At 65.6% G+C, this 15,549-nt stretch carries 12 protein-coding genes and 1 riboswitch; of the genes, 7 read left to right on the plus strand and 5 right to left on the minus strand.

The window, feature by feature from the left end:
- Positions 1–11 precede the first annotated feature (11 nt).
- Positions 12–1,169, minus strand: a complete 1,158-nt coding sequence (locus PanNE5_RS14080; RefSeq protein ID WP_017234262.1) for a transglutaminase-like domain-containing protein — start codon at positions 1,167–1,169, stop codon at positions 12–14.
- Positions 1,170–1,463: 294 nt separating this feature from the next.
- On the opposite strand from PanNE5_RS14080, the gene selD reads away from it, so the two are divergent.
- Entirely contained in the window at positions 1,464–2,543 is a 1,080-nt protein-coding gene (gene selD / locus PanNE5_RS14085) for a selenide, water dikinase SelD (RefSeq protein ID WP_017234261.1), read from the plus strand.
- A gap of 54 nt (positions 2,544–2,597) precedes the next feature.
- Here selD and PanNE5_RS14090 read toward each other — a convergent pair whose 3' ends face one another.
- From PanNE5_RS14090 to PanNE5_RS14105, 4 genes are all read right to left on the minus strand, one after another.
- Complete coding sequence (locus tag PanNE5_RS14090) at positions 2,598–3,428, minus strand: alpha/beta fold hydrolase (protein ID WP_017234260.1); 831 nt, start codon at positions 3,426–3,428, stop codon at positions 2,598–2,600.
- Positions 3,429–3,442: 14 nt separating this feature from the next.
- Positions 3,443–5,014, minus strand: coding sequence for a benzoate-CoA ligase family protein (locus PanNE5_RS14095; protein ID WP_261938176.1), 1,572 nt, complete (start codon positions 5,012–5,014; stop codon positions 3,443–3,445).
- Positions 5,015–5,150: 136 nt separating this feature from the next.
- Positions 5,151–6,737: a 3,4-dehydroadipyl-CoA semialdehyde dehydrogenase gene (locus PanNE5_RS14100; protein ID WP_261938177.1), complete on the minus strand. Its 1,587-nt coding sequence runs from the start codon at positions 6,735–6,737 to the stop codon at positions 5,151–5,153.
- A gap of 35 nt (positions 6,738–6,772) precedes the next feature.
- Positions 6,773–7,243, minus strand: coding sequence for a DUF4863 family protein (locus tag PanNE5_RS14105; protein WP_017234257.1), 471 nt, complete (start codon positions 7,241–7,243; stop codon positions 6,773–6,775).
- 160 nt (positions 7,244–7,403) lie between these two features.
- On the opposite strand from PanNE5_RS14105, the gene PanNE5_RS14110 reads away from it, so the two are divergent.
- From PanNE5_RS14110 to PanNE5_RS14135, 6 genes are all read left to right on the plus strand, one after another.
- Complete coding sequence (locus PanNE5_RS14110) at positions 7,404–8,318, plus strand: helix-turn-helix transcriptional regulator (RefSeq protein ID WP_017234256.1); 915 nt, start codon at positions 7,404–7,406, stop codon at positions 8,316–8,318.
- A gap of 112 nt (positions 8,319–8,430) precedes the next feature.
- Entirely contained in the window at positions 8,431–10,086 is a 1,656-nt protein-coding gene (gene boxC / locus PanNE5_RS14115; protein WP_261938178.1) for a 2,3-epoxybenzoyl-CoA dihydrolase, read from the plus strand.
- 99 nt (positions 10,087–10,185) lie between these two features.
- Positions 10,186–11,613 (plus strand): benzoyl-CoA 2,3-epoxidase subunit BoxB, encoded by a 1,428-nt coding sequence (gene boxB, locus PanNE5_RS14120; protein ID WP_017234254.1) that lies wholly within the window; start codon positions 10,186–10,188, stop codon positions 11,611–11,613.
- Between the two features lie 47 nt (positions 11,614–11,660).
- On the plus strand, positions 11,661–12,917 hold the full coding sequence (boxA, locus tag PanNE5_RS14125) for a benzoyl-CoA 2,3-epoxidase subunit BoxA (protein WP_017234253.1): 1,257 nt from the start codon (positions 11,661–11,663) through the stop codon (positions 12,915–12,917).
- Between the two features lie 234 nt (positions 12,918–13,151).
- Positions 13,152–13,733 carry a DJ-1/PfpI family protein gene (locus tag PanNE5_RS14130; protein WP_017234252.1) on the plus strand — a complete coding sequence of 194 codons (582 nt, stop codon included), beginning with the start codon at positions 13,152–13,154 and terminating at the stop codon, positions 13,731–13,733.
- Between the two features lie 336 nt (positions 13,734–14,069).
- Positions 14,070–15,215, plus strand: coding sequence for a hypothetical protein (locus tag PanNE5_RS14135; RefSeq protein WP_261938179.1), 1,146 nt, complete (start codon positions 14,070–14,072; stop codon positions 15,213–15,215).
- Between the two features lie 134 nt (positions 15,216–15,349).
- Positions 15,350–15,457, plus strand: a riboswitch (ZMP/ZTP riboswitch).
- Positions 15,458–15,549: the final 92 nt, after the last annotated feature.

Consider the following 15,549-nt stretch of genomic DNA (forward strand, 5'->3'; position numbering starts at 1 on the left):
CGTGCGTGACGTCAGGCGGTGATTTCGCGGGCGTTCATGCGATAGCGGAAGGTGTCCGGATCGAGGCTGTCAAGTCGGGCGTGCGCCACCTCGCCATTCGGATACATGAGGAACGGCACGGTGCTCTGGCGCGCCGCCAGTGCGCCCGGGGCCTCCGGCAACGCAATGTCCGCGCCGTGATTGAACGCGACCCAGTTCATTTCCCATTGGCCGAAGAGCATCGCACGCGCGGCCCGCACGCGCAGGTCGTCGATCGGCAGACCGCCGGCCACTTCTTCGAGCATGACCTTGCGCACGTCCGCCGGGTCGACCGGCACCCACCCGTAGCCGGCCGCGTAGAACTCGGCGCGGCAATGCTGCGCCCGCGTGACGTCACCTGCCTTGCCCAGACTGTTGAAGCCCCGCCGCGACGTCGCGACGCGCACGCCATAGGCATCGCGGGCGGGGATGCCGACCGAGCGCGCGAGTGCGGTGAAGAGGGCGTTGATGTCGGCACATTTGCCCGCAAGGTTGCCGGTGGTGAGCATGTAGCGCACGTCGCCCGTGCCACAGCCGCGCACAGTGCCTTCGCGCCGGCAGTTTTCCACGATCCACTGATAGATGGCGCGCGCCTTTGCCACATCGCCCGTCTCGCCGCGCGTGATCTTCTCGGCCGTCTCGCGCACCAGGCCGTCGGTCGGCTGGAGCGCTGTCGGCTGGAGATACTGACGCAACACCTCCGGCGATTCGCGCGGGGCGTTGGCCGAGGGCGGCTGCGACAAGTCAACGGATCGGTCGCGCGTGGTAAAGGTATTCACCAGCGTGACGGTGCGCGTGTCCTGAGCCGCCCCCTCGGGCCATGCCACCGCGAGCATCGGCACACCGATGCCCGATGCGCCATGCACCATGCGCAACGCGGCATTCGCGCCCGGGGCCTCCCAGCGCGTGCCAAGGGCATGCTGGTAGGTACCGGACGGCGATATCGCCACCGGCAGCCAGACATTCGCCGGGCCTCTCGTGGCGGGCAAGTCGACGCGGGTGGTCAGCTCGAACGTACGCCAGCCGTCGGCCGGGCCCGGCGACGGCGAGTCCGTCGACGCGGCCTGGGCCGCGGTGGGAACGAGTGAAGTGGACAGAACGGAAGCGGGCAGGGCGAAGGCGCCCAGCGAGAGGAAGCGGCGGCGTTGCATGGTGGGGTCCCCTTAGGCGTCAGCGCTCACGGCGCGTAGTGGTTAGGGTGTTGCGATGCTGCGGCAATGGCGTCCCCCCGATGGCGGGACGCGGTGAATCGGTCGCCTCATGCCGTCGACCGCCATTTCGAGACAAATCGACATGCAAAAGCTGCTTCATAATACGTCGACTTTTGGCAAACTGTCGTCATTCCGGGCGCAGCGAGTGCGAATTTCTCGCCGGCGACGCGCCGATCGAGGCTGCCGCACGCCTTGTGACGGGTTCCCGGCCATTCGCAACGCACACCAACGACCATGACCGCAATCGATGCAACCCAAGCGGGCGCCACACCGGCCGCTCCGCGTCTCACTTCGCTCTCGCACGGCGGCGGCTGCGGCTGCAAGATCGCGCCGGGCGTGCTCTCCGAACTGCTCGCCCGCAACGACACGCCGCTGCCGGCACCCGCCGCGCTGCTCGTGGGCACGGAAACCTCCGACGACGCCGCGGTCTACCAGCTCAACGACGAGCAGGCCATCATCGCGACGACGGACTTCTTCATGCCGATTGTCGACGACCCGTTCGACTTCGGCCGCATCGCCGCGACCAACGCCCTGTCCGACATCTATGCGATGGGCGGCAAGCCGATTTTTGCGCTGGCGATCGTCGGCATGCCGATCAACGTGCTGCCACGCGAGACGATTCGCGAGATTCTGCGCGGCGGCGAATCGGTCTGCACCGAGGCGGGCATTCCGATTGCCGGCGGGCACAGCATCGATTCGGTCGAGCCGATCTACGGTCTCGCCGCGCTCGGGGTGGTGCATCCGAAGCGGCTCAAGCGCAACGCCGATGCACAGGCGGGCGACGTACTCGTGCTCGGCAAGCCTCTGGGCGTGGGCGTGATGTCGGCGGCGCTCAAGAAGAACCAACTGGATGCGGCGGGCTATCGCCGCATGATCGACGCCACGACGCGCCTGAACCGTGTCGGCCCGGCGCTCGCGGCATTGCCCGGCGTGCATGCCCTCACGGATGTGACGGGTTTCGGTTTGCTCGGTCACACGCTCGAAATGTGCCGCGGCGCGAATCTGGCGGCGTATCTGCGCATGTCCGACGTGCCGTTGTTCGACGGCGTGCGCGAACTGGCCGACCAGGGATGTATTACTGGCGCGTCTGGCCGGAATTGGGCGTCCTACGGGGCATCGGTCGAGCTGGGGGAGCGGCTGACGACGCGTGATCGCGATCTGTTGTGCGATCCGCAGACGGCGGGCGGCTTGCTGGTGTCGTGCGCGCCCGGCGCGGTCGACGATGTGCTCGCGGTCTTCCGCGCCGACGGCTTCCATGAAGCCGGCATCATTGGCGCCATGCGTCCGGGCACGCCCGGGGTGCGAGTGATCTGACGACGGGCATCGTCGCAACGCGCGCCCTCCCTCGGTGGGCGCGCGCCCGCCACGTCATGCCGCCTGACGGTTTGCCGCCGCGTGATGGCGGCCAATGAACGCGATGATGGCCTCGGCCAGTGGCTGGGGCGCGTCGCGGTGCGGTGAGTGTCCGCACGCCGGCAGCTTCACGACGCTCGCGTGCGGCACATGCGCGGCAATGCTGTCCATCTGCGCCATCGTGCCGTACTCGTCGTCCTCGCCCTGGATCGCGAGCAGCGGCTTCGAGATACTCGCCACCGCGCCGACCAGATTCCACTCGCGAAACGCCGGGTCCAGCCAGATATCGTTCCAACCCCAAAACGCCGAATCGACGTCGTCGTGATAGCGACCAAGCTTCGCGCGCAGGTCGGTCGTCTCGTACACCGCCTTCGTCTTCGCGATGCTCTGCACCGACAGATCCTCGACGAACAGATGAGGGGCGAGCACGACCGCACCGGCGAGCCGCTCGGGGAATGCCGCGCTGAACAGCAGCGCGATCGAGCCGCCGTCGCTATGGCCGACAAGCCACACGTGCCCGGCCTGCTCGGGGCCGACGCCCACCGCATCGAGAAAGGCGGGCAACACTTCCCGCGCCTGACGGTGCATGAAGTCGACCGGCCATTTCTCGCCGGGCTCACGCGGGGTGGAGCGGCCATAGCCGTTGCGCGAATAGACGAGCCCGCGAAAGCCGCCCGCGTCGCACAACTGCTGCGGCCAGTCTTTCCACATCGCAACAGAGCCCAGCCCCTCGTGCAGGAAGACCAGCAGCGGGGCGTCGGCAAGCTCACGGTTGAGCCATCGGTATTCCAGCGAGAGCGGGCCGTGCGAGGCCGTCTCGATCCGGGCGAACTGTACGTCCGACATCGTCTTGTCGTCTCCTAAAGCAACTCGCGCAGCTTGAAGCGCTGCACCTTGCCCGTCGCCGTCTTCGGCAGATCGTCGACGAACACCAACTCACGCGGGTATTTGTGCGGGGCGAGGCGCGCCTTGACGAAGGCCTTCAACTCGGTGGCCATCTCGTCGGTGGCTGCGATGCCGGGCTTGAGCACGACAAAGGCCTGTGTCTTGGTCAGGCCGCCGTCGTCGCGTCCCACGACGCCTGCCTCGAGCACCGCGTCGTGCTGCATCAGCACCATCTCGACTTCGATGGGCGAGACGTACTGGCCGCTGACCTTGAGCATATCGTCACTGCGCCCGGCATAGACGTAATACCCATTGGGCAGACGCTGGTACTTGTCGCCGCTCTTGAGCCAGTCGCCGAGGAACGTCGCGCGCGTCTTGTCGCGATTGCACCAATACATGAGCGCCGCGCTCGGGCCCTTGATGTACAGATCGCCGATCTCGCCGTCGGGCACGGGATGACCGTCTTCGTCGCGCAATGCCACGGCGTAGCCCGGCACCGGTTCGCCCGTCGTCCCGTAGGCGACCTGGCCGGCACGATTGGACAGGAAGATGTGCAACATTTCGGTCGAGCCGATGCCGTCGAGAATCTCCGCCCCGAAATGCGCCGTGAACCGTTCGCCGATTTCGCGCGGCAACGCCTCGCCCGCCGACGTGCACAGCCGCAGCGCCACGTCTTCACGGGCCGGCAGGTGCGGCGAGGCGAGAAGGTTGGCGTAGAGCGTCGGCACGCCGTAGAAAATCGTCGGGCGATGCTCGCGAAGCCGTTGTGCCACGGCTTGCGCGGTCGGTCGCTCGGCCATCAGCACGACGCTCGCGCCGACCGAGAGTGGGAACGTCAGCGCATTGCCCAACCCGTAAGCGAAGAAGAGCTTCGCCGCGGAGAAGGCGATGTCATCTTCGCGAATGCCGAGCACGTGGCGGCCATAGGTCTCGGCCGTCCAGTACAGGTTGGCGTGCGTGTGCACGGTGCCCTTGGGCTTGCCGGTCGAACCTGACGAATATAGCCAGAAGGCGATGTCGTCGCCGTCGGTGTCGGCGGGCAGTGCGCTCGGGGGGCCGTCGACCAGGGCGTCGAAGGTCGGCAGGGCGCGTGCGTTGCCCGCCTCGGTCGCGATCGGTTGCGAGACGATGCACGGCGGCGGCGCGGCGCCCTCGGCCACCTTGTCGAGCGCGGCCTGCACGGTCGGCAGGAGCGCACCGGACGCAATCACGAGCTGCGCCTTGCTGTGCGAGATCATGTAGGCGTAATCGTCGGCCGTGAGCAAGGTGTTGACGACGACAGGCACCACACCGGCGTACAGGGCGCCGAGAAAGGCGACCGGCAGGTCGATGGTGTCGAGCATGATGAGCAGAATGCGCTCTTCACGATGAATCCCCGCGCGCGCGAGCCCGGTCGCGAAACGTCGGCTTTGCTCGGCCAGCTCGCCATAGGTGAGCGCGCGCGTGTCGTCGAGATAAGCAGTCTTGGCAGCGCGCCCGCGGTTGAGCGCCTCCAGATGCGCGGCGAAGTTGAAGTTCGCCGGCGGTGGGGTAAGTACGGCTTCCATGGTGTCTCCGGTGGATCACCGCACGGCGCACTCGTTGGAGGCGTGCACGCGCGGCGTGAGGACTTGTCGGCGCTCTGGCGGCGCCTGAATGAATCACCTTGACTGCGACGGTTTGCGACGGCCGCTGAAGAACAGATTACGCCTTCGGGAGTTCGACAGCATCCTGCGTGATCGCTTCGATCAGCGCGGCGGGACCCTGAACGGCCGAGCGCACGTGATAGAAGCGCAACGCGCGCAAACCGCCCAGTTCCTCGCCGCCGCCGGCGCGGCCCGGGCCGCCATGCAGCGATTGCGGCATGACGTTGCCGTGGCCCGTCTGTGTCTTCACGACGGATGGGTCGACCGCGTGCACACGGCCGTGTGCGTCGGCCAGCGCGAGGGCGGGCGCGCGCATGGCCACGGCGTCGTTGCTGTACAGCGAGACGACGAGGGAGCCCTGCCCACGTTTGGCCAGCGCGACCGCTTCGTCGAGATCGCGATAGCCGACGAGCGTGGCGACCGGGCCGAAGACTTCGGTGTCGTGCACGCGCTGTCCGCGCGCACCATCGCGCAGGCCGAGCAGCACGGGGGCCACGCATGCGCTGTCGGTACCGGCGTCGACGAAGGCAGTCTCGCGATTGCCGTCGTAGAGGGTTTCGGCTTCCGCCTGCAGATAGGCGATGCCGTCGAGCACGGCGCGCTTTTGCGCCAGAGCGACGAGCGAGCCCATCTTGACGGCCTCGTTGCGCGGATTGCCGACGACCGTCTTGGCCAGACGCTCGGCAATGGCGGCGGCCGCGGCATCGAAGTGCGCGACGGGAACCATCGCGCGCCGAATGGCCGTGCATTTCTGGCCAGCCTTGACGGTCATCTCGCGCGCCACCTCGCGCACGAACTGGTCGAACGCGGCGGTGCCGGGCGCCGCGTCGGGCAGCAGCACGGCGCTGTTCAGGCTATCGGCCTCCACGTTGATGCGCGCCGAGCGTTCGGTAAACGCCGGATGCGCGCGCAGCGTGGCAGCGGTGTCGGCCGAGCCGGTGAAGGAGACCACGTCGAACGGGCCGATCCGGTCGAGCAGACCGGCGGCGCTGCCGCAAATCACCGACAGGCTGCCCGGCGGCAGCAGACCGGCGGCGACCACATCGGCCACCATGCGTTGCGTGAGCCAGGCGGTCGATGTCGCCGGTTTGACGATGACCGGCACGCCCGCGAGCAACGCGCCCGCGGCCTTCTCCCAAAGTCCCCACGCGGGGAAGTTGAACGCGTTGATGAACAGCGCCACACCCGGTGTCGGACGGAACACGTGACGCACGGCGAACGACGCATCCTTGGCCAACGGCACCGCCGCGCCGTCGAGCAGCGTGTGCGCGTCGCCCAGCGTTGCGCCGAGCTTGGCATACGTCGACAGGGTGTAGATAGCGCCATCGATGTCGACGGCGGAGTCGGTGGCGACCGTTCCTGAATTGGCTGTGGCGATGGCGTAGTAGTCGTCGCGGTTCGCCTGCAAGGTGGCGACAATCTGTGAGAGTCGCTGCGCGCGTTCGCCATACGACAAGGCGCGCAGCGCCGGGCCGGCGACGTCTCGCGCGAAGGCGAACGCGGCGTCGAGATCCAGACCGGCGCTCGATACGAAGGCGAGTGTCTCGCCTGTCACGGGATCGGTGAGCGCGGTGGGCGCGCCACTACCGGCCACCCAATGGCCGGCGACATAGTTTTCCAGCAAGGCAGGGGAGTGCATGAGCATGAACCGGGGGAATCAGGAAGGGGGCAGGCGCCGGATCAGGCGCTGCGCGTGAATTCAATGGCGCCGTCTGGCAACAGATACAGCACGAGGGCGCGTCCGTGGGCGACTGTCGGTCGATGGGCTGTGCCGGGACCGTAAACGCACCAGCCCGCCGGGTGTCCGTCGAACGTTGCGCCGGGAGTGAGCGGCATGATCAGATCGATTTCGCCATTCGGATGCGCATGGTGCGGTCCGGCCAGATCGGCCATGTCCACCACGTCGACGGAAAATCCGTGCGTGTCGGGCGTGGGCTTGATGACGCGTCCGTAGCGAATGCCACCGCCTTCGCGGTTGCACAGCCAGCCGTCGGCAACGCCGGTGCGACAGGCGTCGGCAAGTGCTTCGTAACCGGCGGAGCCGGCGCCGTAATGCGCGTTGAGCCAATCGGCGAGGGAGGCGTCGAGGGCGCGGCCATCGAGTTGTCGCGTCAGGTCGGCGATCAACGCCTGAAATTGAGGCACATCCATCCATGTCTCCTGGGGACGTCGATATGACGCCGATCAATGGCGGGACTCGGGATGTCCGGTCCGCGTTTGCTTTTTTATCGGCGCATGGTGAAAATTAGAGCATGCAATTTTGGCTGTCAAGCAATATATTACATGTTACCTGCATTGAGGATCTTGTCTGATGAATAAGAGTGCGCAAGCCGATGGGGTGCCGACGGCGCGAGGCGCCGGTGAGAAAGACCCGTTTCTGGTCGCGCTGGGTGAGCGGGTGCGCACGCTGCGCGCCCGGCGTGGCTTGACGCGCAAGGCGCTTGCGCTGGACGCCGGTGTTTCCGAGCGTCACGTGGCCAATCTGGAGTCGGGTGTCGGTAACGCGTCCGTGCTGTTCCTGCGTCAGCTTGCACAGGCACTAAATTGCACATTGGCCGAAATCGTGGGCGACGAGACGACGTCGTCAGCGGAATGGTTGCTCATTCGGGAAATTCTGCACGGGCGCGACGGCGAGGCGCTCACGCGTGCGCGTCAGGCGCTCAGCGAGCTGTTTGCCGGGAGCGAGCGCGACCCGGATCGGCGTGGCCGCATCGCGTTGATCGGGTTGCGGGGCGCGGGCAAGTCGACGCTGGGCCGCATGCTCGCCGACGACATGCATGTCCCGTTCGTCGAACTCAATCGCGTGATCGAACAACTGGCGGGGTGCCCGCCGTCGGAGATCTACTCGCTTTATGGCGCGAGCGCCTATCGCCGCTATGAGTTGCGTGCGCTCGAAGCCGTCGTGGCCGAGCATCCGCGTGCCGTGATCGCCTCGCCGGGCGGTATCGTGAGCGACGCGGCGACCTTCAACTTCCTGCTCACGCACTGCTATACGGTATGGCTGCAGGCGTCGCCCGAAGAGCATATGAAGCGGGTGGTGGCGCAGGGCGATCTGCGTCCAATGTCGGGCAATGCGGAAGCGATGGACGACCTCAAGCGTATTCTGGCCGGCCGCCAAGACTTCTATGCCAAGGCGGATATGAGCTTCGACACCGGCGGGCGGGTGCTGGCCGACGCCTATCTGCAACTGCGCGGCCGCCTCGCCGTGCAATTGTCGTCAGATTGACCTTCATGGGAATGCAAAATAATTCATTTTTGTTTGGAAAATTAGTTGACGGTGTAGTTGTGCTGCACTATATTGCAATCCAACAAGATCATTATTCGTGTTGGAGGCAATCATGTTCGGCAAACCCCACGTCGACTATCGTACGGATCCCACGCAGTACAAGCACTGGAAACTGAGCTTCGAAGGCCCGGTGGCGACGCTCGCCATCGATATCTCGGAAGACGGCGGCATTCGCGAAGGCTACAAGCTCAAGCTCAATTCGTACGATCTCGGTGTGGACATCGAACTGCACGATGCCGTTCAGCGCATCCGCTTCGAGCACCCGGAAGTGAAGACGGTGGTCGTCACGAGCGCCAAGGACCGCGTGTTCTGCTCCGGTGCGAATATCTTCATGCTCGGCCTGTCCACGCATGCGTGGAAGGTCAATTTCTGCAAGTTCACCAACGAAACGCGCAACGGTCTGGAGGATTCCAGCCGCCATTCCGGTCTGAAGTTCCTCGCCGCCGTGAACGGCGCGTGTGCGGGCGGCGGCTACGAGCTGGCGCTGGCCTGTGACGAGATCTATCTGGTCGACGACCGTTCGTCGTCGGTCTCGCTGCCGGAAGTGCCGCTGCTGGGCGTGCTGCCGGGCACCGGCGGCCTGACTCGCTTGACCGACAAGCGTCACGTGCGCAACGACCGCGCCGACATCTTCTGCACCGTCGTCGAGGGCATTCGCGGCGAGCGTGCCAAGCAATGGCGCCTGGTCGACGAAGTCGTCAAGCCCGCGCAATTCGCACAAACGGTGTCGGCGCGTGCGCTGGAACTCGCTCAAGGCAGCGACCGTCCGGGCGGCAAGGGTGTGACGCTCACGCGCCTGGAGCGCACCGACGAGCCGGACGCGATCCGCTATGAATTCGTCGACGTGGAAATCGACCGCGCCAACCGCACCGCCAGCCTCACCGTGAAGGCGCCGAAGTCCACGCCGCCGGCCGACATCGCCGGTATCGAGGCCGCCGGCGTGAACTGGTGGCCGCTGAAAATGGCGCGCGAACTCGACGACGCCATTCTCAATCTGCGCACGAACGAACTCGATATCGGCACGTGGCTGTTGCGCACCGAGGGCGAGGCGAAACACGTGCTGGCGGCTGATGCATCGCTGCTGGCCCATCAGGATCACTGGTTGGTGCGCGAGACCATCGGCATGCTGCGCCGCACGTTTGCGCGTATCGACGTGTCCTCACGCTCGCTCTTCGCGCTGATCGAACCGGATTCGTGCTTCACCGGCACGCTGGCCGAATTCGCCTTCGCGGCCGACCGCACGTACATGGCGGCGCTGCCCGCCAGCGAGGAAGACGAACCGGCAATCACGCTCACCGAAGTCAACTTCGGCCTGCTGCCGATGGTCACCGATCAATCGCGTCTGGCACGGCGCTTCTATGAAGACGCGGCGGAACTCGACGCCGTGCGCGCCACGATTGGCCGCCAGGTGCGCCCCGATGAGGCGGAACGCCTCGGGCTGGTCACGGCCGCCGTCGACGATCTCGACTGGCCGGACGAAATCCGCATCGCGATCGAGGAGCGCGCGGCCATGTCGCCCGACGCGCTCACCGGCCTCGAAGCGAACCTGCGCTTCAACGGCAAGGAGACGATGAACACCCGCATCTTCGGCCGTTTGTCGGCGTGGCAGAACTGGATCTTCATCCGTCCGAACGCCGTGGGCGAGAAGGGCGCGCTCAAGGTCTACGGCAAGGGCAACAAGGCGCAGTTCGATCCGAACCGCGTCTGACGAATGGGCTGCAACGTCGCCGGTGACGAACGCCGGGCGGTGGCAGGACCGAACAAGTCGTTTTACACAGAATACGTACGAGACACGAGGATTCCCACGATGGCTTCGATCAACTACAGCGAGAAGATCCCCAACAATGTCAACCTGTCGGACGATCGCACGCTGCAACGTGCGCTTGAACAGTGGCAGCCGAATTTCCTGTCCTGGTGGGGCGACATGGGGCCGGAAGGCTCGCACGGCTTCGACGTCTATCTGCGCACGGCGGTAAGCGTGGATCCGGGCGGCTGGGCGCACTTCGATCACGTGAAGATGCCGGACTATCGCTGGGGCATCTTCCTCACGCCGGGAGAAGCCGATCGCAAGATCCACTTCGGCGAGCACAAGGGCGAAGCTGCGTGGCAGGACGTGCCGGGCGAACACCGCGCGAACCTGCGTCGCATCATCGTCACGCAGGGCGACACGGAACCCGCGTCGGTCGAGCAACAGCGCCACCTCGGACTGACGGCGCCGTCGATGTACGACTTGCGCAACCTGTTCCAGGTGAACGTGGAAGAAGGCCGCCATCTGTGGGCAATGGTCTACCTGCTGCATCGCTACTTCGGCCGCGACGGCCGTGAAGAAGCCGAAGCGCTGCTCGGCCGCCGCTCGGGCGACGAAGACAATCCGCGAATTCTCGGTGCGTTCAACGAGAAGACGCCGGACTGGCTGGCGTTCTACATGTTCACGTACTTCACCGATCGCGACGGCAAGTTCCAGCTCTCGGCACTGGCCGAGTCGGGGTTCGACCCGCTCGCGCGCACCACGAAGTTCATGCTGACCGAAGAGGCGCACCACATGTTCGTGGGCGAGTCGGGCGTCTCGCGCGTGATTGCTCGCACGGCGCAAGTGATGAACGAATTGAAGACCGATGACGTCGCGAAGCTGCGGGCAGCGGGCGTGATCGATCTGCCGACGATTCAGCGCTACGTCAACTTCCACTACTCCGTGACGATCGACCTGTTCGGTGCGGATCAGTCGTCGAACGCGGCCATCTTCTACAGCTCGGGCCTGAAGGGCCGCTACGAAGAGGGCAAGCGCGACGACGACCATCAGCTCAACGGTCAAATGTATCGGCTGCTGGACGTGGACAACGGCAAGCTCGTCGAGCGCGAGGTGCCGATGCTCAACGCGATGAACGAAGTGCTGCGCGACGATTACATCAAGGACTCGGTCGCGGGGGTGAATCGCTGGAACAAGGTGCTGGAGAAGGCCGGTATCGACTTCCGCCTTAGCGTCCCGCACAAGGCATTCAATCGTCAGATCGGCACATTCGCGGGCGTGCGTGTGTCGCCGGACGGCCGTGTGGTGAGCGAGGCCGAATGGGCTGCGCATGAGCGTGAGTGGCTGCCGTCAGCGGAAGATCGCGCGTATGTGGCGTCGCTCATGGGCCGCGTGACCGAGCCGGGCAAGTTTGCCAACTGGATCGCGCCGCCCCCGCTCGGCATCAACCGTCAGCCGATCGATTTCGAGTACGTGCGCTTCAACTAAGGCCAACGAGAGCCCAGGCGCGAGCCATCCCACAAGGAGACAGCATCATGAACGGCCCCGTTCCGGTCGAAGTTCTGAAGCAGCATCTGATCGATCCGGAGATCTGCATTCGCTGCAACACCTGCGAGGAGACGTGTCCGGTCGACGCGATCACGCACGACGAGAACAACTACGTGGTGCGCGCGGACACGTGCAATGGGTGCATGGCGTGTATCTCGCCGTGCCCGACGGGGGCCATCGACAACTGGCGCGATGTGCTCAAGGCCGACGCGTATGCTGTCGACGACCAGCTCACGTGGGACGAGTTGCCCGTGCAGGACGATGCGCTCGCCGGTCAGGGCACGATCGGCGAGGCGGCGCCGGGCGTGGCTGGCGGTGCGTCGGCCGACGTTCCCGAGCCCGTCATCGCCGGCTCGGATTTCGTGCGCGGCTCTGTCGTGCCGCCGTGGTCCGCCGCCAAGCCCTATGTCAATCTGTACAACCACAAGGCGCCGGTACAGGCGACCGTGGTCGGCAACTATCGCCTGACCGACGCCAGCACCGAGAGCGACATCCACCATATCGTGCTCGACTTCGGCAAGCAGCCGTTCCCGGTGCTCGAAGGACAGTCGATCGGCATCATTCCGCCGGGCACGTCGGGCGACGGGCGGGCGCACCATGCGCGACAGTACTCGATTGCGTCGCCGCGCGACGGCGAGCGGCCCGGTTACAACAACCTGGCGCTCACGGTCAAACGCGTGACGAAGGATCACCAGGAGCAGGCGGTTGGCGGGGTGTGTTCGAACTACCTGTGCGATCTGAAGAAGGGCGACGTGGTGAACGTGATGGGCCCGTTCGGCAGTACGTTCCTGATGCCGAACCACGCCGATTCGCACCTGCTGATGATCTGCACCGGCACGGGGGCGGCCCCGATGCGGGCGATGACCGAGTATCGTCGTCGTCGCCGTCTGAAGGGCGCGACCGGCAAGCTCATGCTGTTCTTCGGCGCGCGCACGCAGGGCGAGCTGCCGTACTTCGGCCCCCTGCTCAACCTGCCGAAGGACTTCATCGACACGAATCTGGCCTTCTCGCGTACACCAGGACAGGCCAAGCGCTACGTGCAGGACGCCATGCGCGAGCGCGCGGCCGATGTGGCGGCGCTGCTGCGTCACGACCACACCTACATTTATGTGTGCGGGCTCAAGGGCATGGAGGACGGCGTGCTGCAAGTGCTGCAGACCATCGCGGGCGACGCCGGGCTCGACTGGCAGGCCCTCTGGCAACGGATGAAGACGGAAGGGCGTCTGCATCTGGAAACCTACTGATTGACTGACGACTGACGATATCGGCTCGCGCAGCACCCGGCAGAGGGTGTGGCGCGAACCTCGGCTTGACCGACGGCGTTTTGCGCCGGCTTGACACCGCGTGCTTCGGCACGCGGTTTTTTTTCGTTCGTCGATGACGGTCGGGGTATCGAAGGCTGTCGCGGCGACGTCACCGGAATTGAGTAACATGGAGGAGCGGTTTCCCTTCCATCTTTTCTCTGAACGGAGAGTCATATGGGCAAGAAGCGGATTCTGGTACTGGCAGGCGACTATGTCGAAGACTACGAGCTGATGGTGCCCGTGCAGGCACTCATGGCCGTGGGTCACCGGGTGGAAGTGGTCTGCCCCGGCAAGAAGGCGGGCGACAAGGTGCGCACTGCGATTCACGACTTCGAAGGCGATCAGACGTACAGCGAGAAGCGCGGTCACGACTTCACGCTCAATGCGACATTCGACGGACTGTCTCCCGCCGACTTCGACGCGCTGGTGATTCCCGGTGGCCGCGCGCCGGAATATCTGCGGTTGAATGATGAGGTCGTCGAGATCGTCAGACATTTTGCCGAGAGCGACAAACCGATTGCCGCGATCTGTCACGGGGCGCAGTTGCTGGCGGCGGCCGGTGTGATCGAAGGGCGCGAATGTTCGGCGTATCCGGCCTGTGCGCCGGAGGTGCGGCTGGCCGGCGGGAAGTACATGGAGATCGGGATCGACGAGGCGCATACCGACGGCAAGCTGGTGACCGCCCCCGCCTGGCCCGCGCATCCGGCGTGGATCGCGCAGTTCCTCGCCGTGCTGGGAACGAAGATCGAGCTCTGACGCGCGGCGGATTTGTCCGAACTTGCCTCGTTTTCGAAAGCTTGACGTCCGGTGGCGCAGCAAGATCGGCCGATCTCAACCAGGTCGGTCGGCAGGCGCTGCGCGCGCCGGAGCCCCGGCATACGACGAAGGAGGGTCGTGATGGACGTCAATGCTTATCCCTTCAGGGGCCATGCCGCAGGCTCCCCTGCCAGTCCCACGGCCGCTGGGCCGACGCGTGCCGGATTATTGCCGGAAGCCGGACCACTTGGAACGTTCGGGGCAGTCACCGGACATGACGGTAGCGGCACGCCGCTGCCGCCCATCGGACCTTACGATTTTTCTACCGCGCGGCGCGTGCACGAGGTCCTTCCGGCAGGGGCCCCCAGTGCGGCTGTTCGACTATCGTTCGAAGCGCACGCGCAAGCACCGCAATACGTGGTGACGGCGTTCCCAAGCGCTGGGCATGCCACGCGAGCGTGGCTTGCCTCTCGCCTGTTCGGCGCGTTGGGCCTGGCGACACCGACGGCCGTGTTGGTGCGGGGATGCTCGCTGGCATTCGATGGAACCCAGGCGCCTGAGCGGATCTACCTGGCGACGACGTATCTTCCCGTGTACCGGCCATTGGGGGAATGGTTGGAGGGGGAGGCCGCGCTGCGCGCGATCGACGCGGCAGATGGCGCGCAAAGCTCGCCGAGTGCGCGCGGCGGTGGGGGCGATGCGTGTGAGCGTGCTCGAGACGGCGCCCGCGCGGCCGGACGGCAAATGGCGCAAGTACTTGCGCAGTCCGGCGGTGCACCACTGCATGCGCTCGCTGGCGCGCCGGCACAGGCGTATGCCGACGCCACACGCACACGCGACGAAATGCGCGGCGTGCTCTGCGCTTGGCTCCCCGAAGTCTATCGATGCGCATTGGAGCGTCAGTACGTCGCCGCGCTGTGGCTGGGCAATCGGAATCTTTTCCACGCCGTCATGGAAAACGTCGGTGTCTGGCGAGACAAGAACGACTTGCCCTACATGATGACGGTCGATTTCCGGGCCTGCCTCGATGCGGGCTTTCAGGGCGCGCTGTCGGATTTGATGCCGTATCGCCTTGGCGAACCTTCCACGGCATTCGTGCGGCGGTTGGCCGGGCTGACACAGACCGTCGACAGCAAGACGGTGCTCGACGAACTGAAGAATCCGACGGGGGTTCGGGCACTGGCGGCCGAGATGGCCTTCCGCCTCGGGCGAATTTCGGCGCACCACATCGCGCCTTGGGTGGACGATGCCCAGGACTTGGTCCGCGCGACATCGGTCGCTGCCAAGGTGGCCGCGGCGGCCGAGGACTGGAGCGGAATCGTGCCCCACCTCCTGGCGCGACGCGACCGTCTCGTGACCCGGCTGGGTGGCGCCTGGGCCGCACAGGCGTGGACACAACTGTACCCGACGCGCGCCCGCGCCATCGAGGCGCATCAGGCGCCCTTTTTGCGTTCGGCCGCAGCCGAACGCGATCGTGTGTGAGCCCGTCGGATCGGGCCGTCCGACCCATTGTCAAGCCGCCTCGGCGAATGGCACCAATTTGGTGCGCGGCGCCGATTGACGTGCGTTTGCCCCGGTTGCCTAACGTCGCAAGCTCGCATAAACTATCGACGCCACAAACCCCGCGTGACTGGCGATTAGGGTGCACAGCCTTGTGTGCCCGAGGTGGAGCAACCCACCGGGAAGCGCCGGGGTCTTATTTGCCGTTCGCCTGGGCAGCCGTGATGGTTGGTGCTGCCCTGTCTATCGTCTTCCGAAGCACAAAGGAAGATGCGCTGCGCCATCCCCTCCCGGAAAATCTGTTCAATTCAACGGA

Source organism: Pandoraea sp. NE5 (genome assembly GCF_024363545.1).
GTDB classification, from domain to species: Bacteria; Pseudomonadota; Gammaproteobacteria; order Burkholderiales; family Burkholderiaceae; genus Pandoraea; species Pandoraea cepalis.